This window comes from Thioclava sp., from assembly GCF_048263065.1.
Taxonomy (GTDB): Bacteria; Pseudomonadota; Alphaproteobacteria; order Rhodobacterales; family Rhodobacteraceae; genus Thioclava.
Genome location: NZ_JBLXEM010000016.1, coordinates 19,619 through 44,512 on the forward strand (window position 1 = coordinate 19,619; position 24,894 = coordinate 44,512).

Below are 24,894 nucleotides of genomic sequence, written 5' to 3' on the forward strand. Positions count from 1 at the left end.
CGGTTCTCCTCCCGGTTTTCGTAAGGCAAGGTCTCGATTTTAGTTCCAAATAATGAAACCTTGTTTTACATATTGAAATGTTGCCGTGAATCGCGCATCCTGTCAACAGCCCTGTGGAGGAGGCCTATGACAAAACACGAATCCCACCCCGCGAAAGTGGACGGCACGGTTGGCCGCACCTTGACCGTGCTAGATCTTGTGGCCGAGTTCGGGCGCCCAGTGCGGTTTGCTGAACTGCTCCCGGTGTCAGGGCTACCCAAGGCCACGCTCTATCGCTTTCTGCAAACGCTCACCAATCAGGGCATGCTGGCCTATGATGACGAGCGCCAAAGCTATGCGCCGGGGCTTCGGTTGGTGCGGCTGGCGCATGCCGCTTGGGCGCAAAGCTCGCTCGCGCCAATTGCGGCGCCCTACTTGGATGCGCTGTCGGCCAAGACCGGGCAGACGCTGCATCTTGCGCAGCTTGATCAGGGCATGGTGCTGTATGTCGACAAACGCAACGCCGCGCGCCCGGTCGAAATGTTTTCACAATCGGGCAAGGTCGGGCCGGCCTATTGCACGGGTGTCGGTAAAGCGATGCTGGCCTATCTGGCGCCCAAGCCGCTAGAGGCGGCAATCGCGCACCAGAGCTTTCACCGTTTCACAAAGACCACGCTGGCCAATGAGGCCGACCTGCGCGCCGAACTGGCCGCGATCCGCACGCGTGGCTACGCGTGGGACGATGAAGAACACGAACCGGGCATCCGCTGTGTCGCGGCCCCGATCCTGTCGCAAAGCGGGCGTGTCTTGGGGGCGCTGTCGATAACGGCAGGCCATGGCGCTGGCCATGACGCACTAGAATCTTACGCACCGCTGATCCTTGAGACGGCGGACCAGATCGCGAAAGCTGCCGCAAACTGGCGCTTTCCCGAGCAAATCAGGGAGGAGACCCGATGAGCGGAGTTGCATTGCAGAAAGTCGTCAAGCGTTTCGGCGACGTAGAGGTGATCCACGGCGTCGATCTGACGGTCGATCATGGCGAGTTTTGCGTTTTCGTCGGCCCCTCGGGCTGCGGGAAATCCACGCTGTTGCGCATGATCGCGGGGCTGGAACAGACGAGCGACGGCGCGATCCGGATCGGCGATGCAGATGTGACACATGCCGAAGCCGCCGAGCGCGGCATCGCGATGGTATTTCAGACCTACGCGCTTTACCCGCATATGACGGTGGCGGAAAACATGGGTTTCGGCCTCAAGATGAACGGTCATCCCAAGGAGGAAATCGCTCAAAAAGTGCGTGAAGCCGCCGATATTCTCAAGCTCGAACCGCTGCTCAAGCGCAAGCCAGCGGCGCTTTCGGGCGGGCAGCGTCAGCGCGTCGCTATCGGGCGCGCGATCACGCGCGGGCCGAAAGTGTTCCTATTCGACGAACCGCTTTCCAACCTTGATGCCGAGCTGCGCGTCGAGATGCGCGCTGAGATCGCGCGTCTGCACCGCGAGATCGGCGCGACGATGATCTACGTCACCCATGATCAGGTCGAAGCGATGACGATGGCCGACAAGATCGTCGTGCTGCGCGCGGGCATTATCGAGCAGGTCGGCGCACCGATGGATCTGTATGATGATCCCGATAACCGTTTCGTGGCGGGTTTTATCGGCTCGCCTTCGATGAATTTCCTTGCCGGGACAGTCAAGGCGGGGGCGGTTGAAGTGCCCGGTCTGGAAAGTACGATCAAACTCCCGTTTGCCCTGCCGCCCGAAGGCACCGAAGTTGAAGTCGGCTTGCGGCCCAATGCGCTCAAGATCGTCGCGGATGCGGGCGCTTTCGCGGTCGATATGGCAGAAAACCTTGGCGGAGTCAGCTATGCCCATCTGCGCGCCCCAAGCGGCGAACGCATCATCGTGGAAACTGACAAACGCCTTTCGACGGCAGGTGGCGGCACGGTCAGGCTGCACTTTGACCCGGCCGATGTCTACGTCTTTCGCGCCGATGACGGTGCGCGGGTACGCGGATGAGCCTTCGCATCGGTCTTGTCGGTTTAGGCGCGATTGCGCGCGCGCAACATCTGCCCGCGCTTGAGCAGGTCGCGGGCGTGCATCTGGCCGCACTGGCCAGCCGCAACGCGACACTGCCCGATCTGCCCTGCTACACCGATATCAAGGCGCTTTTGGCGGCGGAACCTGATGTCCCCGCGATCTCGCTATGTACCCCGCCGCAGGGGCGGTTCGATCAGGCGATGGCGGTGCTGCGCGCGGGCCGTCACTTGATGCTCGAAAAGCCCCCGGGTGCGACGCTATCCGAGGTCGAAGCCTTACGCGAGGAAGCCGCACGCCGAGGCCTGTCGCTGTTTGCAACATGGCATTCTCGCGCAGCCGCTGGGGTCGATGCTGCGCGCGCTTGGGTGGCAGGCCAACGCCTGCGCAAGGTGGTGATCGAGTGGCGTGAAGATGTGCGCAAATGGCACCCCGGTCAGGACTGGATCTGGCAAGCCGGAGGCTTGGGCGTCTTTGACCCGGGCATCAACGCGCTGTCGATCTTGACGACAGTTCTGCGCGAGCCGGTGCGGATCACCTCTGCCGATTTGCTGGTGCCAGAGGGACGCCAGACGCCGATTGCCGCCCGGCTTGAAATGCGCGCGGCTGATGTGGCTATCCAAGCGGACTTTGACTGGCGCGAAACGGGTGACGAACTGTGGCGCATTCGCTTTGAGACGCAAGATAGCGCCGCAACGCTTGATCAGGGCGGGGCACGGTTTGCGATTGATGGGCAGGTGCAGCCTGTCGCGGTAGCCTCGGAATATGCCACGCTTTACGCGCAGTTTCGTGATCTCGTGGCGCGTGGCGAAAGTAATGCCGATTTCACGCCGTTGCGGCTGGTGGCGGATGCCTTTTTATGTGCGCACACGCAGCGCGTCGCGCCTTTTGTCGACGACAGCAATGGCTGAGCCGATTTGTCATATCGCACTGCCCTCGGGGATGCAGGCCAGCATTTTGCCTTTCGGCGCGGTGCTACATTCGCTGCGTGTGCCGGATCGAAACGGGCAATTGAGCGAGGTGATGATGGGGCTGGCAAAGCCTAGCGATCATCGCCGCACCCGCAGTTTTCGCGGCGTGACTGTCGGACGATTTGCCAATCGTATTGCGCGGGCGCGCTTTGCGCTGGATGGGCAGAGCTTTGAGTTGAGCGCAAATGAGGGCGCGACCTGTTTGCACGGTGGCGCAGAGGGATTTGATCGGCGCGAGTGGCAGATTCTGGATCAGCGCGCACACTCGGTTACGCTGGCATTACATAGCCCCGATGGCGATCAGGGTTTTCCGGGCGATCTGGATGTCGAGGCTGAGTTCAGCCTATCCGAGCCGGGTACACTGACCCTGAGCTATCGCGCCCGCGTCTCGCGCCCCTGCCCGGTGTCGATTACCTCGCACGGGTTCTTCAATCTCGCGGGCAGAGGGCCGGTGAACGACCATCTGCTCTGCATTAATGCGGCGAAATATCTGCCCGTTGATGGCGTAAATCTCCCGCTTGGCGCGCCGCAACCTGTGGCTGGCACAGTTATTGACTATCGCGCACCGCGCCCGATCTTGCGCGAAGGCGACCCCGGTGTGGACCATTGCTTTTGCCTCAACGCCCAAAATGACCAGCCCGCCGCGACGCTTTACGATCCCATGTCCGGGCGCGAGATGCGGCTTTCGACAAACCAGCCGGGATCGCAGCTTTATACGGTCGATACACCCTCGGGCGACTTGCCCGCGCATCACGCGCTATGTCTTGAACCGCAAGCCTGGCCCGACGCGCCCAACCGCCCCGATTTTCCCGATGCGATCCTGAGGCCGGGCGACACCTATCATCACCAAACGCAGCTGACATTCACCACGAGGTCAAAATGAAAATCACCGCCATCGAAACCTTTATCGTCCCACCGCGCTGGTGCTTTGTCAAAATCTCGACCGATGAAGGGATCAGCGGCTGGGGCGAGCCGGTGCTTGAGGGCCGCGCGGCCACGGTTGCGGCCTGCGTCGAAGAGCTTTCGGATTATCTGATCGGCAAGGATCCGGGCCATATCCAAGACCATTGGACGGTGATGTATCGCGGCGGATTCTATCGTGGTGGCGGCATCCACATGTCGGCGATTGCGGGCATTGATCAGGCTCTTTGGGACATCAAGGGAAAGGCGCTTGGCGTGCCGGTGCATGCGCTTTTGGGCGGGCAGCAGCGCGACCGCATCCGGGTCTATAGCTGGATCGGCGGCGACCGGCCCGGCGATACGGCGAACATGGCGCGGGAATGCGGCGCGCGCGGCTTTACAGCCGTCAAGATGAACGCCACCGAAGAGCTGCAATTCATCGACAGCCACGCCAAGATCGACGCCGTTTTGGCGCGCGTGCAGGCGATCCGTGAGGCGATGGGCCCCGATTTCGGGATCGGGATCGACTTTCACGGTCGCGTGCATCGCCCGATGGCCAAACAGCTTGCGAAAGAGCTGGAACCGTTCAACCTGATGTTCATCGAAGAGCCGGTGCTGAGCGAACATGCCGAGGCGTTGCGCGAGATTTCCAACCATTGCGCGACGCCGATTGCACTGGGCGAGCGGCTGTATTCGCGCTGGGATTTCAAGGCGATCCTGCAAGGCGGCTATGTCGATATCGTGCAACCCGATCCCAGCCATTCCGGCGGTATCACCGAGACATTCAAGATAGCGGCAATGGCCGAGGCGCATGATGTGGCGTTGGCACTGCATTGCCCGCTGGGGCCGATAGCGCTGGCGGCGAACCTGCAACTCGATGCGGTCTGCTACAACGCGTTCATTCAGGAACAATCGCTGGGCATTCACTACAATCAGGGCTCGGATCTGCTGGATTATCTGATAGATCCCAATGTGTTCGACTATCAGGACGGCTTTGTCGCGATCCCGCAGGGGCCGGGGCTCGGCATTGAAGTGAACGAGGAAAAGGTGCGCCAAGCCGCTGCGGAAGGGCATCGCTGGCGCAATCCCGTCTGGCGTCACGCCGATGGCAGCTTTGCGGAGTGGTAAGATGCGTCACGTCCTCAAACTGAACACCGATTGGCGTTTTGCTGAAGGCTTCGATCCGGCGTGGACGCAAGCAGCGTTGCCCGGCAATCCCGTCACGCTCCCCCATAACGCCATCGATCTGGAGATGAGCTATTTCGACGAGCGTGCGTTTCAGCGCGTCTTTACCTATCAGCGTGAGATTGACTGGCAGCCGGACTGGGCGGGGCAGATCGTGCAGCTGCGCTTTGACGCGGCGATGACGGATGCGGTGGTTTGGGTGAACGGCGTTGAGGTTGCTCGCCACCGTGATGGCTACACGCCGTTTACCGTGCCGCTGGAAAATCCGCTTGGATTGGGAAGACTCCGCGTGACGGTGCGTATCGACGGCAGCGAGAACCCCGAGATCCCACCTTTTGGTGGGCGCATTGATTATCTGACCTATGCCGGAATTTATCGCGATGTCTGGCTGGAGGTGCTTCCCGCGCGCCATATCCAGAGCCTCAAGATCGAGACGCCTGATGTGCTGGCAGAGCAGAAGCGCGTGGTGGCGAAGCTCGAAACCTCGCAACCCGGAGCAGTGGAGCTGGTGTTGCGCGATCCCGAAGGTGCGGAAATTAGGCGATGTGAACAAGCTACTTCTGATAATGTCGAAATTTCTGATATATCAGACATAGTGCTCTGGTCCCCTGAAACCCCGACGCTGTATTCCCTCGAAATAACGCTTCCCGATAGCGGCGACAGGCTGGTTCAGCGGTTCGGTTTTCGCCACGCCGAATTTACCCCCGACGTGTTTTTTCTCAACGGCGAACGGGTCGTGCTGCGCGGCTTGAATCGCCATCAGAGCTTTCCCTATTCCGGCTATGCACAGGGCCAGCGCAGCCAAGAACGCGACGCCGAGATTTTGCGTTTTGATCTGGGCTGCAATATCGTGCGCACCTCGCATTATCCGCAAAGCCCTTATTTCCTTGATCGCTGCGATGAGGTCGGCCTGATGGTCTTTGAGGAAATTCCCGGCTGGCAGCATATTGGCGGCCCCGGCTGGCAGGATGAATCGGTGCAGAATGTCGGGCGGATGATCCGGCGCGACTGGAACCATCCCTCGATCATCATCTGGGGTGTGCGCATCAATGAAAGTCCGGATGCCGATGATTTCTACGCGCGCACCAATGCGCTGGCCCATCGTCTCGATCCGACGCGCCCCACCGGCGGCGTGCGCTGTATTCCCGACAGCCATCTGCTCGAAGACGTCTATACGATGAACGACTTCGTTCTGGGCGAGTTCGAATTGCCCGGCACAAACCGCCCGCGCATAGGCTTGCGCGATCAGCAGGAGGTCACGGGGTTGCCCAACCGCGTGCCCTATCTGGTGACCGAGTATAACGGCCATATGTTCCCCACGAAGGCGGGCGACCCCGAGCATCGCCAGCACGAACATGTGCTGCGCCATCTTGAGGTACTGAATGCCGCACATGACCCCGATGCCGGCATTGCGGGCTGCATTGGCTGGTGCATGTTTGACTACAACACGCATAAAGATTTCGGTGCGGGGGATCGGATTTGCCATCACGGCGTGATGAGCATCTTCCGTGAGCCAAAATTCGCCGCCTATGCCTATGCCAGCCAGATGCCGCCCGAAGAAAAGATCGTGATGGAACCCGTCACCGTCTGGGCGCGCGGCGAGCGCAATATCGGCGGCGTGCTACCCTTGATCGTGCTGAGTAACTGCGACGAGGTCGAGCTGTCCTATGCCGATGTGATCAAACGAGTCGGCCCTGATCGCGAACGCTTTCCGCATCTGCCCCATCCGCCGATCATCATCGATCACCGCCATTTCTCTGAGACCGAGCTGGGTCAATGGGGCGAAAGCTGGCATGGCGGGAAGGTCACCGGGTTCCTAAATGGTGAAGTCGTCGCCGAGCGGATTTTTCCCGCCGACGCGCTGTTGACGACGCTTGAGCTGGCACCTGATGTGACCCGCGCCGCGGCAGAACCCGATAACGAGATCCACGTGATGATCCGCGCGCGCGATCAGGCGGGCAACAAGCTGCATTTCCTGAATGAACCAGTGTTTTTAAGCGTAGAGGGTCCTGCCCGGCTGATCGGCCCGGACTGCCCGGTTCTGGCAGGCGGCGCGACGGGATGTTGGCTGCGACTGACGGGCGAAACTGGCACGCTGCGCCTGACAGCGCGCCTTCGCGAGCAGCGCGAACAGATTGTGATCAAGATCAGCGCCCCTGATCAGGAATAGGCACAGCGCGGAAAATGCGCTATCGCGCCCTCACGGATCTGGTGTGCATTCATGTGCGGATCTTTGGTCCGAGGGCAGCGCAATAGGTGCCAATATGGCGCTTGAAACGTGGCAGTGACAATCCTGACTGCGCCCTCATCGCAACCATAGCGCTGCGGAATTTCGAAGGTGGTCAGTCAGCGATGTCGCTGCGCCTGAGGCTTACCACCACGATTGCGAGCCATGTCATTAGGCGCAGTATCATCGCTACGAGTGTACGTCTTTCAAAAGCGCCCCCTTGCAGGATGTGCCACAGGAACGCCAAGAAGATCAAGGCTGTGCTTGCCGCGATTGCGATGGCAAGTGCGCGCCCCCATTGCGCCCCGCGCCATAGCCCGACGCCCGCTGCCACGTATGCAAATCCCGCCAAGAAATTGAACCACAAGACAAAGGGTGCGACCGCCCCCATATCGACGCCGCCAAACAGCGCGCGCCCGCCCGAGACGATAGTCACTGCTCCAAACAGCACCGCCACGATGGCGGCAATGGTTATCGAACGCGGTCTTGTGCGCATCGCTCCCTCCGGCTTTCTATTCATCCGAAAGACGGCCATCGCGCAGATGGATCAGGCGATCAAAGCGGTCAAAAATCTTTTCGTCATGCGTCACCGTCACGATGCAGGCCTCTTGCTCGGCGGCGAGTTTGCGTAACAAATCCATCACGAGCTGCGCGCGCTTGCTGTCCAGCGCCGCGGTGGGTTCATCGGCCAGAATGATGCGCGGGCTGTTGGCAAGCGCACGCGCGATGGCGACACGCTGCGCCTCACCACCAGACAGCAGCGCGGGCTTAACCGGGGCGCGGTGGCCGACCTCGAGATAGTCCAGCAATTCGCGCGCCCGTTCGCGCCCCTTGGCACGCGGCCAACCCGCAAGGTCGAGCACGAGCGAGACGTTTTCCTCGGCCGTAAGGAAGGGCAGCAGGTTATGGGCCTGAAAGATGAACCCGATCTTATCAAGGCGCAGCTTGCGCAGATCGCCGCGCAGCCATTTGGTGTCAAAGACCGGCTCCCCATCCAGTTCGACGCGCCCCGATGAGGGGCCCACGATACAGCCGATGATATTGAGCAGCGTGGTCTTGCCCGAGCCCGAAGGCCCAAGCAGCGCAATCACCTCGCCCGCATGAACCTGCAGATCCACATGACGCAGGGCATCGACGCGGGTCTCGCCCTCGCCATAATGCTTGGCCACGCCTTGCACGTCGATCAGGATATCGCCCAAAGCCATCTGTCAGCTCCCCAATGCGGTGGCGGGATCCACCTTGAGCGCGGCATGCACGCCCAAGCCCGAGGCCACGAGACACACCACAAAGATGATACCCGCCAGAACCAAGGCGTTGAATGGCTCCAGCACGACGCGGCGTGGGAAGTCGTCTTTGACCAGCAGGATCAGCGCGAGGCCGATCCCCCAGCCCGAGGCACCAAGGATTAGCGCCTGCTGCACGATTAGCCCGATGATCGTGCGATCGGGCGCGCCGATCAGCTTGAGCGTGGCGATCTGTTTAAGCTTTTCCATCGTCATCGTGTAAATGATTAGCGCGATCACGACGGCGCTGACCGAGAGCAGAATGCCAAGGAACAGACCGATCTGACGGCGCGCGCGATCCACGACGGAGGCGAGCAAAAGCTGCTCTTGCTCTGCTTGGGTCAGCGCGGCGAGGTGCTTCCACTGACGCACGGTCGCGGTGAGCAAATCGACATCCGCCCCCGGTTCAACGCGCGTTATGACAGCGGCAACACTGGCGGATTTGACCGCATCCGTGCCGCGCGCCGCCTGCACCCGCGAGGCGGCGGGGTCGAGTGTCGTTTGCAGCGTCATCGCATCGCTCAGCGTCATGAACACCGCCGGATCGCCGCCCGAATTCATCGCATCCTCGACCAGCCCGACCACCGTGAAACGGTTGCGCCCAAGACGGATCGTGTCGCCAACTGCGAGGCCGGTTTTACGGTCGGCGACCAGTTCGAAATGGCTGGTTCCAATACCGCGACCTTCGACGATCTCACTTGGCCCGCCGGGCCGCCCCGTCTCGTAGCCGATTACATACAGTCGTAGCGTCTTGCCAGCATGTGTGGCCTCTATGGTTTGATAGGTGATCGCGCCCGCCTCGGCCACGCCGGGCATGCGCGCCACCGCGTCGCGCGTGTTGGTGGGGATCGCTGAGGCTTCGGCAAACGGACCTTGCGTTCCGGCCTCGACAACCCAGACGTCGGCGGCGGGGGCTTTGACCACAGCCAAAGCATCGGCGACCAGACCGTTATAGATGCCGATCATCGCCAGCACGACGGTCATCAGCAACCCCAGCCCGAAACAGGTCAGGATAAAGCGAAACAGCCCGTGACGAATGTCTTTGAGTGCAAGGTTCATTTCGTATCCTCGACGCGCACGGCGCGGCCGTCGCTGGCGCCTTTGGGCAGCGTGGTGACAATTTCGGCTCCGTCCGGCAATCCGCCTGTGACCTCAACGCGACCCATATCGTCACGCGCGCCAAAGGTCAGCTCAGCTTGGCCCAACTTGCCATCCTGCACCAGCCAAACCTGTCCCAGATGGCCGTCAAAGCCCGAAATCGCGATCTCTGGCACCATTAGGGCAGTGTCGCGATGGCCGGTGGTGATGCGCACATCCGCCTGCTCGCCCAGATACATCGGCTGCGGGCAATCCGAACAGGTCAGCCAAACTTGGCGTTCCTCGTTCACGCGGTCGCTTTCCAGACCGATGCGCGCAATATTGCCGTGAAACTCGGATGCCGGTTTGGAGCGCAGCCGGATCGTGCCGGGTTGGCCAAGCGCCAACTGGCCCGCGCGCTCTTCGTCGATATAGGCCTGAATCCAGACAGTTGTCGGGTCGATCAGGGTGAAAATCGTATCGCCCGCCTTGACCACGGTGCCGACCTCGGCATGGCGTGCCACGACAATCGCGTCATAGGGCGCGGTGAGACGGTGATTGGCCAATAAAGTCTGCTCCAGACGCAAGGCTGCCGCCGCATCCTCGCCCTGCGCTTTGATCACGGCTTGCTCGGCCTCGGCCACTGCCAGATCAGCGCGCGCAACGTCTTCGTCGCGCTGGGTTTCTTCAGCGCGCTGCACCGAGGCGATGTTTTGCTTTGCGAGATTTTGCTGACGTAAATTTGCCGCTGCGCGCTGTGCAAGCATGACGCGTGCGGCATCGACTGCGGCGGCGGCCTTGGCAAGGTTGGCAGCATTGGCGTCAAGCACGGCGTGGGCACGCGCGACGCGGGCCTCTTGCTCGGCGGGGTGCAATGTCGCCAACTCCTGACCCTTCGTGACGTGATCGCCCGCATCGGCAGACAGCGTCGTCAGCGTCGCGCCAACCTCGAAACCAACGCGGCTTAGAACGCGCGCTTCGACGCTGCCAAGCCCGTAGATCCGCAACGCTACATCGTTTTCAGGCTGTGCGACCGTGACGCTCAGCGGGCGCGTGCGAAGAAACGCCACCCCCGCGCCAATCGCGACAACCGCCACCAGCCCATAAATCCAGATTCGCCGCATGGCTTAGACCTCCTGCGCGGTTAACAGCCGCATCTGTACGTTGAAAATGCGCATCCCTTCGTCACGCAATGCGAAATCGCGCGCCCCCAGTGACCAGCGGATCGCCACCCCCTGCACCAGTGACGTGATCAGAATGGCGATGTCTGGTGCCTCCAGATCGCGCCGCAGCGCGCCATCGTTTTGTGCATTGGATATTTCGGCCACCAAAAGCGCCTGAAAGGCCACAAGCCGTCCGCGAAAGGCCAATCGCAGCTTGTCGTTCTCGACGTTCAACTCACGCGAAAACAGCAGCATTGGCATCGCAGGGGTTTCGGCGATTTTATCAAATTGCGCGCCGACAAGCGCGGTTAAGCGGGCAAGCGGCGCGCGGTGATTTGCCAGCGCGGCCTCCCAAGCGGTCGTCAACTGATCGGCGACATGATCGGCGACAGCTTCCCACATCTCAGATTTGGTTGGGAAGTGACGAAACAGCGCCGCCTGCGTGACGCCCACAGCCGAAGCAACCGCCCCCGTCGTCACCCGATCGGGTCCGATACGGTCGGCCAGATCAAGGACGGTCGTCACTATCTCGGCTTTGCGATCTTGAGCAGATTTGCGCATTGGCGCCCTCGTAAGTTAGTAAGTGATCGCTTACTTATGGGGACGAAATGAGTCTGTCAAGAGACATAACACGACAGTTTGGTGCTTACTTTAGGCAGGGTTCGTCGATCAAATCCGCGGGCTTGGCCAGACCTTCCAGGTCACTTGGGTCTGCGATAATCACACGACTTCCATCAATAGCGACACCGTAGGGTTTAAGCTGTCGGAACGCGCGGCTCAGGTTTTCGGGCGTCATTCCAAGGCTTGAGGCAAGGCGGCGTTTTTCGATCCCGAGTTCGAAGCTTTGGGTATCTCCGGCAAGCTTACGCTCAGCCAAAAGATGGTTCGCCAGACGTTCAAGCGAGCTGCGCAGCTTCAGGTTCTTCGTCGTCATAATGTTGGCGCGGTAGCATATAGCCAGTTCCGTAACGACCGCGCGGGCGAAATCCGGGGCAAGATCGAACATCGCGCTGACGTCTTCTGAAGGCACCAGAACAATGCGGGATTTCTCAAGCGTGCGGGCGGACATGAGGTAGCGCGCCTGCCGAATTGTCGCAGCAAGGATAAATGTCGAGGTCGGACGAAGCACGGCCATCGTCGTTTCATGGTCATTCCAATTAGCAAACAGCTCGACAGAGCCAGAGATCAGAACATGCAGAAAATCGCTTTTATCGCCCTCAGTGATCAAGTCGATCATCGGCGGTAAATTCTGTACATAAGCCCCACGCATCAACATCGAAAAGCGGGCGTCATCAAGGCTTGAGAACAGGGCGAGCGAGCGGATTTCTTCCGATTCGAAATCACTTGTATGAATAACCATCCTATACCTCCGGTTGAAATTAGACGCCGCCGACCAAACAAATGTCAAGCGCGCGATGGACATACGACCTGAGCTAGCTTGATCCAAGGCGCGTCATAAGATGATAAATGTAAGCCGATGATTTATTTATATAATTTCGCGAGAGTTTTTGATTTGCGTCAACTATTTCGGTCGGGCAACCCTGTTGATGTCGGCGGGACTTAGCCGGCCTGCGGTCGGTCCAATTCCTGGAGAGGCACTATGCACACACTCGATGGCGTCACACACTCGGATCAAAACCGGGCCTTGGGACTCAGCACTTTCGCCTTCACCATCTGCTTCGCCGTCTGGACAATTTTTTCGATCATTGGCGTGCGGATCAAACAGGAACTCGGCCTGAGCGAATTTCAATTCGGCCTGCTCGTCGCGACCCCGGTTTTGACCGGATCGCTGACGCGGCTGTTCTTGGGCGTTTTGACCGAGAAATACGGCGGTCGGATCGTGTTCGCCTTGCAAATGTTGCTGACCGCAGCGGCGACATGGATGCTGACCTGGGTGTCTAGCTACACAATGTTTCTAGTTGCGGCGTTGGGCATCGGCCTTGCGGGCGGTTCGTTTATCATCGGCGTTGCCTATGTTTCGCGCTGGTATGATTCAAGCAAGCAGGGCACTGCGCTTGGCATTTTCGGCGCAGGCAACGTGGGGGCCGCAGTAACGACCTTTGTAGCCCCGTTCGTAATGGTCGCCTATGGCTGGCATGGCGTGGCCCAAGTTTGGGCAACGGCGTTGGCGCTGATGGCGGTGATGTTTTTCCTGTTTGCCAAGGACGACCCCGAATTGATCGAGCGACGCAAAAAAGGCGTTCATGCGCCCTCTCTTGCCGAGCAATTCGCGCCCTTGAAGAACCTCCAGGTTTGGCGCTTTTCTCTCTATTATTTCTTTGTCTTTGGCGGGTTCGTGGCGATCGCGCTTTGGACGCCGCATTACCTGATGGATGTCTACCATGTCGACATTCGCACGGCGGGGATGGCGGCAGCGGCGTTCGGTCTGTCCGCCTCGGTGTTTCGTGCCTATGGCGGCCATCTTTCCGACCGCTTTGGCGCCCGTTTGGTGATGTATTGGAGCTTGGGATTTTCTACCATCCTGCTGTTCATGCTGTCCTATCCGGCGACCGACTATGTGATTCAAGGCAAGAACGGCCCGATCGCCTTTTCGACCCGGTTGGATTTCTGGCCCTTCGTCATCATCCTGTTCGCGCTTGGCTTTTTCATGAGCCTCGGCAAAGCGGCGGTGTTCAAGCATATCCCGGTTTACTACCCTAAACATGTCGGCGCGGTCGGCGGCCTTGTCGGCATGATCGGCGGTCTCGGCGGATTTGTCTTGCCGATTATCTTCGGTGCCGTGCTTGATCTAACCGGTATCTTCACCTCGGCTTTCGCACTGCTGTTCTTGCTGGTGGGGGCGTCGCTGCTTTGGATGACCTTGGCGGTTCGCTCTATGGAGCGGGCGACACATGGCGCCTCGCTTGATACCTTGCCCGAGCTTCCCGAGATGCAGGGAATGCCGTTGCCAGAAGGCGTGTTGTCCCCGAAAACGCTGCAAGATTGGCACCCCGAAGACGAGGAGTTCTGGCAGACCAAGGGGCGCAAAGTCGCGCGGAGGAACCTCTGGCTGTCGATCCCCGCACTGCTTCTGGCCTTCTCGGTCTGGATGGTGTGGTCGGTCGTGGTAGCCAAGCTGTCCTCGATCGGGTTCAACTTCACACCCGAGCAGCTGTTCTGGCTCGCAGCACTCCCGGGGCTTTCGGGCGCGACTCTGCGGATATTCTACAGCTTCATGGTGCCAATCTTTGGGGGCCGGCTGTGGACAACGCTTTCGACCGCTTCGCTGCTGCTGCCTGCAATGGGCATCGGCTATGCGGTGCAAAACCCTGAAACGCCCTATTTCATCTTCCTTGTTCTTGCCCTGCTCTGCGGGCTTGGCGGGGGCAACTTTGCCTCGTCGATGGCCAATATCGCCTTCTTCTTCCCGAAGGCCGAAAAGGGCAACGCGTTGGCACTGAATGCAGGTCTGGGCAACCTTGGCGTGTCCGTCATGCAGTTCTTGGTGCCGATCGTCATCACCGCTGGCGTCTTTGGCGCGATGGGCGGCGCCCCGCAGGAACTTAGCGCGGGCAGTCAGTTGTGGATGCAAAACGCAGGCTTTGTCTGGGTGCCGTTTATTGCGATCTCTACCATCGCGGCTTGGATCGGCATGGATGACATTGCTGATGCAAAGGCCAGCTTCTCTGAGCAGGCGATCATCTTCTCGCGCACGCATAACTGGATCATGTGCATCCTGTACACCGGCACGTTTGGCAGTTTCATCGGCTATTCCGCGGGCTTCCCGCTTCTGACCAAGCTGATGTTCCCAGAAGTAAACGCGCTGCAATTCGTGTTCCTTGGCCCGCTTGTCGGGGCGCTAAGTCGCGCCGGAACCGGCTGGGTCAGCGACCGCTTTGGCGGCGGACGGGTTACGTTCTGGACCTTCGTTGGCATGATCGTGGCGGTGTTCGGGGTGATCTTCTTCCTTGGCATCAAGGAACAGCCGGGCGCGTTCTGGGGCTTCTTCGCCTCGTTCATGGCGCTGTTCTTCCTGACCGGGGTCGGCAATGCTTCTACCTTCCAGATGATCCCCGCGATCATGGCCCGCGAGATTCCGCGCCTGATGCCGGACCTCGACGCGCAAGCCAGCCGTCGGCAGGCCGAACGCGAAAGCGCGGCAATTATCGCCTTTACAAGTGCCATCGCGGCTTATGGGGCCTTCTTCATCCCGAAAGCTTACGGCACCTCGATTGACTTCACCGGCGCACCAACTGCCGCGCTGTGGGGCTTTTTGATCTTCTACGCGATCTGCGTGGTGGTGACCTGGTTCTTTTATAGCCGCAAGGGTGCCCCGGTTCCCTGCTGAAATCCTGTGACGCGCGCCCCGGCGACCCGGTGGCGCGCGCCCTTCCCTGTTCCCAAGGAGACGAGATATGAGCAACCTGCTCGATAGATTGAACTTCTTCCAGTCTAACAAACTGGAGCAATTTTCCGATGGTCACGGCCAGGTCACCCGCGAAAACCGGGACTGGGAGGAGACCTATCGCAACCGCTGGCGGCACGACAAAATCGTGCGCTCGACGCATGGGGTGAACTGCACCGGGTCGTGTAGCTGGAAGATCTATGTCAAATCCGGGATTGTCACTTGGGAAACGCAGCAGACCGATTATCCGCGCACCCGCCCCGGCCTGCCCAACCATGAACCGCGCGGTTGTTCGCGCGGGGCAAGCTATAGCTGGTATCTTTATAGCGCGGCGCGACTCAAGCACCCAATGGTGCGCGGCCGCCTGATGCGAATGTGGCGCGAAAAGCGCAAGACATTGGCCCCGGTCGCAGCGTGGGAGGCGATCCAATCTGATCCGGCCCTGCGCGCCGAATACACCAAGACCCGCGGCAAGGGGGGCTTTGTGCGCGCCAGCTGGGACGAGGCGACCGAGATCGCCGCCGCCGCCAACGCCTATACGGCCAAGAAATACGGTCCTGACCGGGTGTTTGGCTTCTCGCCGATCCCGGCAATGTCGATGGTGTCTTACGCCGCAGGCGCGCGCTATCTTTCACTGATGGGCGGCTCGATCTTGTCGTTTTATGACTGGTATTGCGACCTGCCGCCCGCCAGCCCGCAGACCTGGGGCGAGCAGACCGACGTGCCGGAATCAGCCGATTGGTTCAACGCGGGCTATTTGCTAATCTGGGGGTCGAACGTGCCCCAAACCCGCACGCCCGACGCGCATTTCTACACCGAGGCGCGCTATCGCGGCACCAAGTCAGCGGTGATCTGTCCGGACTATTCCGAGGCGTCGAAATTCGGCGATATCTGGCTGAACCCGAAACAGGGCACAGATAGCGCGATGGCGATGGCGATGGGCCATGTCATCTTGCGCGAGTATCACCTTGATCGTCAGGCCGAGTATTTCGAGGACTATATCCGGCGCTATTCCGACATGCCTATGCTGGTGGTGCTTGATAAAAAAGGCGATCAGCTTATCCCCGGCAAACAGTTGCGTGCCTCTGATCTGAGCGATGCTCTGGGCGAGGCGAACAACCCCGAATGGAAAACGGTCGCCTATGACGAGGCCACCGGCGAGATGGTCGCGCCCAATGGTTCGGTCGGGTTCCGCTGGGGCGAAGAAGGCAAGTGGAACCTTGAGGAACGCGCAGGCAAGGCAGACGTCAAGCTGCGCCTCAGCCAAATTCTTGAGGGCCAGCATGATGCTGTTGTCGGCGTCGACTTCCCCTATTTCGGCGGTGCGGCAAGCGAGAACTTTGTCAAATGCGAACACCCCGAGGTGTTGACCCGCAATGTGCCCGTGCGTCGTGTCACGCTGGCCGATGGCAGCGAGGCGATGGTGGCCACGGTGTTTGACCTGCTGTGCGCCAATTACGGCTTGGACCGTGGTTTGGGCGGCAAGTGGGTCAGCCATGACTTCAATGACGACGTTCCCTACACCCCGAAATGGGCCGAGAAAATCACCGGTGTGAAGGCCGAAAAGATCATCGCCGTGGCGCGCGAATTCGCGGGCAATGCCGAGAAGACCAAAGGCAAGTCGATGGTCATTCTTGGGGCGGGTATCAACCACTGGTATCACATGGACATGGCCTATCGCGGCATCATCAACATGCTGGTGATGTGCGGCTGTGTCGGCCAAGAGGGCGGCGGCTGGAGCCACTATGTCGGTCAGGAAAAGCTGCGCCCGCAAACGGGTTGGTTGCCGCTGACCTTTGCGCTTGATTGGACGCGCCCGCCGCGCCAGATGAACGGCACCTCGGCGTTTTACGCCCATTCCGATCAGTGGCGCTACGAGACACTGAGCGCGAGTGAAATCCTGTCACCGACCGCGCCTGAAGGCGACTGGAACATCTCGCTGATCGACTACAACGTGCGGGCCGAACGCATGGGCTGGCTGCCCTCGGCACCTCAGTTCAACGCCAACCCGCTAGAGGTCGCAAAGGCCGCGAAAGCGGCGGGTGTCGATCCCAAGGACTATGTGGTCGACAAGCTGAAATCGGGCGAGTTGCAGATGTCGTGCGAAGACCCGGATGCGCCCGAAAACTGGATGCGCAACCTCTATGTCTGGCGCTCGAATCTTCTGGGGTCTTCGGGGAAAGGGCACGAGTATTTCGTGAAACACCTGCTGGGCACCGATAACGGCGTCATGGGCAAGGATCTGGGCGAAGAAGGCCGCGCCAAACCCAAAGAGGTCGTCTGGCATGACAAGGCCCCCGAGGGCAAACTGGACCTGCTGGTCTGCATCGATTTCCGGATGTCCACTACGGCGGTCTATTCCGATGTCGTACTGCCCACCGCAAGCTGGTATGAGAAAAACGATCTCAACACGAGCGACATGCACCCGTTCATCCACCCGCTTCAGGCGGCGGTAGACCCAGCTTATGAGTCAAAATCGGATTGGGAAATCTTCAAGGCGATCGCAAAGAAATTCCAAGAGGTTTCCAAGGGTGTGCTGGGTGTTGAAACCGACATCGTTCAGGCCCCGATCCTGCATGACACTGCGGGCGAATTGGCCCAACCCGATGTGCTGGATTGGAAAAAGGGCGAATGTGATCTGGTGCCCGGCAAAACGGCGCCAAGCTATGTCACGGTCGAGCGCGACTACACCGCAATTTATGATCGCTACATGGCCGTTGGTCCATTGCTCGACAAGCTCGGCAATGGCGGCAAAGGCATCGGTTGGGACACCAAGCACGAGGTCGAAGAACTGCGTAAACTCAACGGCGTCTGGGAGGATGGCCCCGCCAAAGGCTGCGCCAAAATCGTCACCGACATTGATGCCGCCGAGATGATCTTGATGCTCGCGCCCGAGACCAACGGCCACGTTGCCGTCAAGGCTTGGCATGAACTTGAAAAGCCGACGGGGCGCGAACATGCCCACCTTGCCGAGGGGCAGGAACACGTCAAAATCCGGTTCCGCGACATCGCAGCGCAGCCGCGTAAGATCATCTCGTCACCGACTTGGTCGGGCATCGAAAGTGAGGAAGTCTGCTATAATGCGGGTTATACCAACGTCCATGAGCTGATCCCGTGGCGTACCCTGTCGGGCCGCCAGCAGCTTTACCAAGATCACCTGTGGATGCGCGCCTTTGGCGAGGGGTTTGTATCGTATCGCCCGCCGGTTGATTTGAAAACGGTGACCAAGGACGTGATCGACGGTGATGAAAAGCACGTCGTGCTGAACTTCATCACGCCGCACCAGAAGTGGGGCATCCACTCGACCTACACCGACAACCTGTTGATGCTCACGCTCAACCGTGGCGGGCCGGTTGTCTGGATCTCCGAGGTCGATGCAAAGAAAGCCGGGATTGTCGATAACGACTGGATCGAGGCCTACAACGCCAACGGGGCGCTGACGGCGCGCGCGGTGGTCTCGCAGCGGATCAAGGAGGGGACGACCTTCATGTATCACGCGCAAGAGAAGATCATAAACACGCCCGGTTCGGAAAAGACCGGCAATCGGGGCGGGATCCACAACTCGGTTACCCGCACTGTGCTTAAACCGACCCACATGATCGGCGGCTACGCGCAGCTTGCCTACGGCTTCAACTATTACGGCACTGTCGGTGCGAACCGCGACGAATTCGTCATCATCCGCAAGATGAAAAAGATCGACTGGCTCGACACGCCCGCTACCCAGGAGGCAGCTCAATGAGAGTACGCGCACAAATCGGCATGGTGCTGAACCTCGATAAATGCATCGGGTGCCACACCTGTTCCGTCACCTGCAAGAACGTCTGGACCAGCCGCGACGGCGTTGAATACGCATGGTTCAACAACGTCGAAACCAAGCCCGGCCTTGGCTATCCGACCGATTGGGAGAACCAGAAACGCTGGAATGGCGGCTGGAAACGCACCCGTGGCGGCAAGTTGATCCCACGGCAGGGTTCGAAATGGCGGATCGTGGCGAATATCTTTGCCAACCCCGACCTGCCCCAGATCGACGACTACTACGAGCCGTTCGATTTCGACCATGAACACCTTGCGAACGCGCCGGAAATGAATGCGTTCCCGACCGCGCGTCCGCGCTCCAAGATCACCGGCGAGCGGATTGAGAAAATCGAGAAGGGCCCGAACTGGGAGGAAATCCTCGGCGGTGAATTCTCGAAACGCTCGGCGGATTACAACTTTGAGGGCATCCAGAAAGAGATCTACGGCGAATACGAAAACACTTTCATGATGTATTTGCCGCGCCTGTGCGAGCATTGCCTCAACCCCGCGTGCGCGGCGTCCTGTCCTTCAGGCGCCATCTACAAGCGCGAGGAAGACGGCATCGTGCTGATCGACCAAGAGAAATGTCGCGGCTGGCGGATGTGCGTATCCGGCTGCCCCTACAAAAAGGTCTATTACAACTGGTCCACCGGCAAATCTGAGAAATGCACCCTGTGCTATCCGCGCATTGAATCTGGCAACCCGACCGTGTGCTCGGAAACCTGCGTCGGGCGCATCCGCTATATCGGCGTGATGCTGTATGACGCCGACAAGATCGAAGAGGCGGCGAACGCACCCGAAGAGAGCCAGCTTTACAACGCACAGCTTGGGGTTTTCCTTGATCCCAGCGATCCGGTTGTGATCGAAGCCGCGCGCGCGGATGGCGTGCCCGAGGATTGGATCAAATCCGCCCAAGCCAGCCCGATCTGGAAGATGGCGATGGACTGGAAGGTCGCCTTCCCGCTGCATCCCGAATACCGGACGCTGCCGATGGTGTGGTATATCCCGCCGCTCTCGCCGATCCAGAACGCCGCCGAGGCCGGGGCGATCGGCATGGATGGCGCGATGCCCGATGTGCGCAACCTGCGCATCCCGCTGCGTTATCTCGCTAACATGCTGACAGCAGGCGATGAGGCGCCGATTGCCACCGCGCTGGAACGGATGCTGGCGATGCGGGCTTATATGCGCGCCAAAACCGTGGACGGGGTGATTGACGAAGGCATCGCCAAACGTGTCGGCCTGTCTCCGGCGATGATCGAGGACATGTATAAAATCATGGCGCTGGCCGATTACGAGGACCGTTTCGTGATCCCGACGACGCACCGCGAACAGGTCGAGGTCGCCTATGACATTCGCACCGGCGAGGGCTTTACCGATTGCAATAGCTGCTCGACGGGGATGTCGAAAGCCTCGCTGTTTGGTGGCCAGAAACGACCGCTCAAAATGCCGCAGGAGGCGCAATGATGGAAGCCGTTTTACAAGATCGCTCACTCAAGGCGCTGTCGCTGCTGCTGTGCTACCCCACGGCGGAATTGCAGGGCGCGATGTCGGAAATCGGCGGCGTTCTGGCCGCCGAGACACGCCTGACCGCAGCGGCGCGCCGGGATTTGCGCCCGCTGGTGGATGCGTTGAGAACGCGCACCCTAATTGATCTCGAGGAAGAGTTCGTCATGCTGTTCGATCGCTCGAAAAGCCTGTCGCTTAACCTTTTTGAACATGTCCATGGCGAAAGCCGTGATCGCGGCGGCGCGATGGTCGATCTGCTTGAGACCTACCGCGCCGCTGGATTTGAGCCGGCAACAACGGAGCTGCCAGATCACTTGCCGGTGCTGCTGGAATTTCTTGCGACCCGCCCCGCAGATGAGGCGCGCGATATGCTGGCAGACGCGGCCCATATCTTAGCCGCGGTGGCGCAGCGCCTTGAGCAACGGCAAAGCATCTATGCCGGAGTCTTTGCGGCATTGGTGCAACTCGCCAAGGCCGAGGTCGATGAAGACGCGGTCGCGGAAATCCTTGCGCGGCCTGATCCAGACCCGACCGATCTGGAGGCGCTCGACAAGATTTGGGAAGAGACCGAAGTCACCTTTGGCCCCGACCCGAATTCCGGCTGCCCACAGGTGCGCGACATGCTCGCGCAAATGGACACACCCAATTCTCGCCCGGCCGACACCGCGGCTGAATAACGGAGGCTCAGATGAATACGTTTCTCTTCTTGATCTATCCCTATATTGCGTTGTCGGTGCTGTTTCTCGGCTCGATCGCGCGCTATGACCGCGACCCTTTCACTTGGAAAAGTTCGTCCAGCCAGTTGTTGCGCACCACACAGTTCCGGATCGGCTCGATCTTGTTCCATGTCGGCATCCTGACGATCTTTTTTGGCCACCTCGTAGGGCTTTTCACGCCGCTGCCATTGCTTGCCGCAATGGGCATTGGCCACGAGGCCAAACAGATCCTCGCGATGGTTGTTGGGGGCGTTGCGGGCCTCGCTGCGATTGTCGGCGGTGCGATCCTATTTCACCGTCGCTGGACCGATCCGCGCATTCGCATCAACTCTTCGTTTGCCGACATCGCCATCTTGGGTCTGTTGCTCGCGCAGCTGCTATTGGGGCTGTTCACGATCTTCATCTCGGCACAGCATCTTGATGGCGAAGAAATGGTAAAGTTCATGCATTGGGCGCAGGGCATCGTGATTTTTCGCCCCGTTCCTGTCGATCAGATCGCAAGCGTCTCGATTATCTTCAAGCTGCATATCTTCTTGGGGCTGACGATCTTCCTGCTGGTTCCGTTTACGCGGCTTGTTCATATCGCCTCAGGGTTCTTTGCACCGCTGCGCTATTTGTTCTTGCGTCCGGGGTATCAACTCGTGCGGTCTCGTCGCAGCAAACCGCTGCCGCCGCGCACTGACTCTGATGTGGCAAAAGCACGGATTGCGGCGGCCAAACGGCCCACAGCAGCGGAGTAACGCGATGAACAAGCCCCTGTTTCCTGATGTCGTGGTGAATGGTCAGATCATTCCATCCACCGCGATTGCCGCTGAAACCCAGAACCACGAAGGCCCGCGCGACAAGCCGGGCATCGCGTGGCGCAAAGCGGCCAATGCGCTGGCGGTGCGCGCGCTTCTGCTGCAAGAGGCGGCGCGGCGCGGGCTTACACCCGAGCCTCAAGAAGTCGCCCCCGGTCAGACCGAAACCGAGGATGAGGCGCTGATCCGCGGCCTTCTGGAGACGGCAATCGACGTGCCCGCCCCCGGTGAGGACGCGATCCGCACCGAGTGGGAGCGCGACCCAACGCGCTTTCGCGCCCCTCCGCTGTGGGAGGCCGCCCATATCTTGGTGGCCTGCGATCCGCGCCAAGAAGACATGCGCGCCGCAGCCGAGAAACGTTCACGCGATTTGGCGGCAAAAGTCATCGCCAAACCGAAAAGCTTTGCCCATGTGGCCAAGGAAAACAGCGATTGTTCTTCGCGCGGCGAAGGCGGTTTTCTAGGGCAACTCGGGCCGGGCGATACCGTGCCCGAGTTTGAGGCCGTATTGCGCCGCCTTAGCGAGGGAGAAATCACTGCCGAGCCGGTGCTGAGCCGGTTTGGCTGGCATATTATCCGCCTTGATGCCACGGCCGAAGGGGCACCGCTGCCCTATGATGCGGTGCGCCCGCATATTGCCGAGGCGATGGAAAAAGCGGCTTGGACCGCAGGCGCGCGTGATTTCATCGCGGAACTTGCGGCTACAGCCGAGGTGTCGGGCGCCGACCTGCGCGCGGGGTGAGGGATGATCAGCGACCCGTTTGCACGCAACCGCTCTTGGGCGGAGGAGCACGGGAGCAAGACAAGCGTAAGAGAAAAGGACACTGCTGATGTTTCCGGTCGCAACCGTAAGCTGCCCCGGTAGAGGCGACGCCGATCTGTTGCTGGGCCGGTTCGCGCAACGCGCGATAGCTGCCGGGTTGCGGGTTTGTGGCACGGTTCAGGTCAATACTGAGCGCGCAAAATCACATGCTTGCGATATGGATATCCAAGTGCTGCCCGACGGGCCGGTGCTGCGGATATCTCAAGCCCTTGGCGCTGGGTCGCGGGGCTGCCGCCTTGATCCGGCGGCGCTGGAAACAGCCGTGCACGCGGTCGCAGATGGTCTTGAGGGGGCCGATCTTCTGATCATCAACAAATTCGGCAAGATGGAGGCCGAGGGCCGCGGATTTCGCACGGTGATGGCCGAGGCGGTCGCGTTGGGCATTCCGGTTTTGACCGGCCTGAACGGGCTGAACGAGGCCGCATTCGCCCGCTTCGCCGAAGGTTACGCACAAGCACTCCCGCCAACCATCGACGCGCTGTGCGATTGGCTTGACAGCTTTCAGAAGAAGACGGCTCCTTCTGCGCCACGAATGACGCTGTCGGTTTAGCAACGGGTACAGGATACGAACAGCGCCATACTCGCTGTCGCCAGAAAGAACGCCCGCCTGTCTAACTTTACGATTGTGATCGATGGGGTGTCGTTGAAAGCCCCCTTCCGCCTGAACACTAGACTGTTTGAAACTGGCGTTTTCGGATTATCTGTTCTGGCTGGGAGAATAGCGAAATTCACATGCCTATATCGAGCAATGCTTCACCCCATACCTGAGCGAGCAGGGTGCGTCTTTGCTCGGTTTCTATCGTCTCGCCAGCTCAAAAGGGATATCGCCCCCCAAGTAAGGCAGTACATTGCGCCCAGACCAAGAACATATTGCCCTTGCACGGGCCCGATAGTCGCGCGGTCTATCAATTGCGAAGCTGAAGTCAAAGGTTCGGGATGCACCAAAAGTTTTCCGACATAAGCGATGCTTTGAATGAGCAGTATCCAGAAGTAATTTCGCCGAATGCGCCGCCCGATTGCGACGGCCATAGAAACATGGTGCGTCGGTCTCCAATAATCTTCGGCTAGAACGCGTTGCCAGCCCTCTTCCATATGCAGATTGCCGTCGTGCAGCATTGGCGCAAAGAAATGAACTTCCATCCATCTGCAACGCGCACGCCAAACATTGAAATATCGATACCGACGCGCCTCCAACATCAAAAAGAAGAAGATCAATACGCCCACAAGTATCAAAGGCAGGGGGGATGCGGCAGGCGACGAAAAGGCAATCGATAGTGCGATCCCCAGCGTTACGACTGCCCAGTTCGTAGTTGTGTCGAGCCGCGTCCGCCAGAGTGTCGATCTGTAGACCTCGCCGCGATACAGGTGCGCAATCGCCCCAAGCTCTGCTGCGTCAAGCTGTTTCCTTTCTTCGGCATTCTCAACCGCCATAGTGAGCCTCCCCCACTAACAGCGTTGCATATACGACATGAACCACACAACAATTATCCTGATCGACGCCAAGATGACCACTGCGCGGCTTGATCGCCTTACCCATCACCGTCACATCGTCGAAACCGGCAACGAAAGCTGGTGCTTCAAGACTCGCGAATAAACGAGCCGCCGCTGGCCCAATACAGCTGCGCTGTGTGGTGGCTACACCGCTTCGGGCCAGCTATCCTTGCGCACGAAAGAGGGTCATTTGGACGCCCGTAGAGGTAAAATTATGTGCCGAAAGACTATTACAACGTCCTCCAGCAAGGGCAGAAATTCGTAGGAAGCGGCCCCTGCAAAGCAAAGCGCAACAACGCAGGATCGGAAAGACCCGCTGTCGGTCGCTTTCAGGGGTGACCGGAGAAGTGCGGCTGCCGGGGCGGCATACGCAGAATTGGCTCGACACGAGTCCGCAAGCGATCACGTTTTCATAGAACCGAAGTGAGGGCCGGTGGTTGGTTTTGCATGGGGGGTGCGGACAAAAACTTGGACTGTTTTCACAGCATAAGGCCGAGGCTTTTACGGTATTCGATTGGGCTTCGGGGGTGCGGACAAAAACTTGGACTGTTTTCACGGCATAAGGCCGAGGCTTTTACGGTATTCGATTGGGCTTCTGCC

General features: G+C 59.7%; 20 protein-coding genes and 1 pseudogene. 14 read left to right on the forward strand and 7 right to left on the reverse strand.

The features are described 5' to 3' along the window. Positions 1-126: 126 nt before the first annotated feature. From ACN0SD_RS15570 to ACN0SD_RS15595, 6 genes are read left to right on the forward strand one after another with little or no spacing between them, the layout of a single operon-like run. Complete coding sequence (locus ACN0SD_RS15570) at positions 127-936, forward strand: IclR family transcriptional regulator (protein WP_417809144.1); 810 nt, start codon at positions 127-129, stop codon at positions 934-936. Next, on the forward strand, positions 933-1,994 hold the full coding sequence (locus ACN0SD_RS15575; RefSeq protein ID WP_417809145.1) for an ABC transporter ATP-binding protein: 1,062 nt from the start codon (positions 933-935) through the stop codon (positions 1,992-1,994). Before ACN0SD_RS15570 ends, ACN0SD_RS15575 begins: the two co-directional genes overlap by 4 nt. Next, on the forward strand, positions 1,991-2,923 hold the full coding sequence (locus ACN0SD_RS15580) for a Gfo/Idh/MocA family protein (RefSeq protein ID WP_417809146.1): 933 nt from the start codon (positions 1,991-1,993) through the stop codon (positions 2,921-2,923). Before ACN0SD_RS15575 ends, ACN0SD_RS15580 begins: the two co-directional genes overlap by 4 nt. After that, positions 2,916-3,866 carry an aldose epimerase family protein gene (locus ACN0SD_RS15585; RefSeq protein ID WP_417809147.1) on the forward strand — a complete coding sequence of 317 codons (951 nt, stop codon included), beginning with the start codon at positions 2,916-2,918 and terminating at the stop codon, positions 3,864-3,866. The genes ACN0SD_RS15580 and ACN0SD_RS15585 overlap by 8 nt, the downstream gene beginning before the upstream one ends. After that, a complete protein-coding gene (gene dgoD / locus ACN0SD_RS15590; RefSeq protein WP_417809148.1) occupies positions 3,863-5,011 on the forward strand; it encodes a galactonate dehydratase in 1,149 nt (382 codons plus the stop codon). Before ACN0SD_RS15585 ends, dgoD begins: the two co-directional genes overlap by 4 nt. A 1-nt stretch (position 5,012) precedes the next feature. Next, entirely contained in the window at positions 5,013-7,238 is a 2,226-nt protein-coding gene (locus ACN0SD_RS15595; protein ID WP_417809149.1) for a glycoside hydrolase family 2 TIM barrel-domain containing protein, read from the forward strand. Positions 7,239-7,410: 172 nt separating this feature from the next. Here ACN0SD_RS15595 and ACN0SD_RS15600 read toward each other — a convergent pair whose 3' ends face one another. The 6 genes from ACN0SD_RS15600 to ACN0SD_RS15625 all read right to left on the reverse strand — a co-directional run bounded on the left by ACN0SD_RS15600 (position 7,411) and on the right by ACN0SD_RS15625 (position 12,241). Beyond that, the gene (locus tag ACN0SD_RS15600) at positions 7,411-7,791 is read right to left on the reverse strand and encodes a hypothetical protein (protein WP_417809150.1); all 381 of its coding nucleotides are present in this window, start codon (positions 7,789-7,791) and stop codon (positions 7,411-7,413) included. A gap of 16 nt (positions 7,792-7,807) precedes the next feature. Next, the gene (locus ACN0SD_RS15605; protein ID WP_417809151.1) at positions 7,808-8,500 is read right to left on the reverse strand and encodes an ABC transporter ATP-binding protein; all 693 of its coding nucleotides are present in this window, start codon (positions 8,498-8,500) and stop codon (positions 7,808-7,810) included. Positions 8,501-8,503: 3 nt separating this feature from the next. Then, positions 8,504-9,637 (reverse strand): ABC transporter permease, encoded by a 1,134-nt coding sequence (locus ACN0SD_RS15610; protein WP_417809152.1) that lies wholly within the window; start codon positions 9,635-9,637, stop codon positions 8,504-8,506. After that, a complete protein-coding gene (locus ACN0SD_RS15615; RefSeq protein WP_417809153.1) occupies positions 9,634-10,779 on the reverse strand; it encodes an efflux RND transporter periplasmic adaptor subunit in 1,146 nt (381 codons plus the stop codon). The genes ACN0SD_RS15610 and ACN0SD_RS15615 overlap by 4 nt, the downstream gene beginning before the upstream one ends. Before the next feature lie 3 nt (positions 10,780-10,782). Further along, positions 10,783-11,379: a TetR/AcrR family transcriptional regulator gene (locus ACN0SD_RS15620; RefSeq protein ID WP_417809154.1), complete on the reverse strand. Its 597-nt coding sequence runs from the start codon at positions 11,377-11,379 to the stop codon at positions 10,783-10,785. Between the two features lie 85 nt (positions 11,380-11,464). Next, positions 11,465-12,241, reverse strand: coding sequence for a helix-turn-helix domain-containing protein (locus tag ACN0SD_RS15625; RefSeq protein ID WP_417809155.1), 777 nt, complete (start codon positions 12,239-12,241; stop codon positions 11,465-11,467). A gap of 177 nt (positions 12,242-12,418) precedes the next feature. Here ACN0SD_RS15625 and ACN0SD_RS15630 point away from each other — a divergent pair, with 177 nt between their 5' ends. The 7 genes from ACN0SD_RS15630 to ACN0SD_RS15660 all read left to right on the forward strand — a co-directional run bounded on the left by ACN0SD_RS15630 (position 12,419) and on the right by ACN0SD_RS15660 (position 23,353). Next, complete coding sequence (locus ACN0SD_RS15630) at positions 12,419-15,106, forward strand: nitrate/nitrite transporter (RefSeq protein ID WP_417809156.1); 2,688 nt, start codon at positions 12,419-12,421, stop codon at positions 15,104-15,106. A gap of 67 nt (positions 15,107-15,173) precedes the next feature. Next, the gene (locus tag ACN0SD_RS15635) at positions 15,174-18,902 is read left to right on the forward strand and encodes a nitrate reductase subunit alpha (protein WP_417809157.1); all 3,729 of its coding nucleotides are present in this window, start codon (positions 15,174-15,176) and stop codon (positions 18,900-18,902) included. Continuing rightward, positions 18,899-20,422, forward strand: coding sequence for a nitrate reductase subunit beta (narH, locus tag ACN0SD_RS15640; RefSeq protein ID WP_417809158.1), 1,524 nt, complete (start codon positions 18,899-18,901; stop codon positions 20,420-20,422). Before ACN0SD_RS15635 ends, narH begins: the two co-directional genes overlap by 4 nt. Next, complete coding sequence (narJ, locus tag ACN0SD_RS15645) at positions 20,419-21,141, forward strand: nitrate reductase molybdenum cofactor assembly chaperone (RefSeq protein ID WP_417809159.1); 723 nt, start codon at positions 20,419-20,421, stop codon at positions 21,139-21,141. Before narH ends, narJ begins: the two co-directional genes overlap by 4 nt. An 11-nt stretch (positions 21,142-21,152) precedes the next feature. Beyond that, on the forward strand, positions 21,153-21,920 hold the full coding sequence (gene narI, locus ACN0SD_RS15650) for a respiratory nitrate reductase subunit gamma (protein ID WP_417809160.1): 768 nt from the start codon (positions 21,153-21,155) through the stop codon (positions 21,918-21,920). A gap of 4 nt (positions 21,921-21,924) precedes the next feature. Continuing rightward, entirely contained in the window at positions 21,925-22,722 is a 798-nt protein-coding gene (locus ACN0SD_RS15655) for a peptidylprolyl isomerase (protein WP_417809161.1), read from the forward strand. Between the two features lie 88 nt (positions 22,723-22,810). Further along, positions 22,811-23,353: a DUF2478 domain-containing protein gene (locus ACN0SD_RS15660; protein WP_417809162.1), complete on the forward strand. Its 543-nt coding sequence runs from the start codon at positions 22,811-22,813 to the stop codon at positions 23,351-23,353. A gap of 203 nt (positions 23,354-23,556) precedes the next feature. On the opposite strand, the gene ACN0SD_RS15665 is transcribed toward ACN0SD_RS15660, so the two are convergent. Continuing rightward, on the reverse strand, positions 23,557-24,234 hold the full coding sequence (locus ACN0SD_RS15665) for a DUF2270 domain-containing protein (protein ID WP_417809163.1): 678 nt from the start codon (positions 24,232-24,234) through the stop codon (positions 23,557-23,559). 61 nt (positions 24,235-24,295) lie between these two features. On the opposite strand from ACN0SD_RS15665, the pseudogene ACN0SD_RS15670 reads away from it, so the two are divergent. Continuing rightward, positions 24,296-24,397: pseudogene (locus tag ACN0SD_RS15670) on the forward strand (ATP-binding protein); the annotation flags it as partial. Between the last annotated feature and the right edge of the window lie 497 nt (positions 24,398-24,894).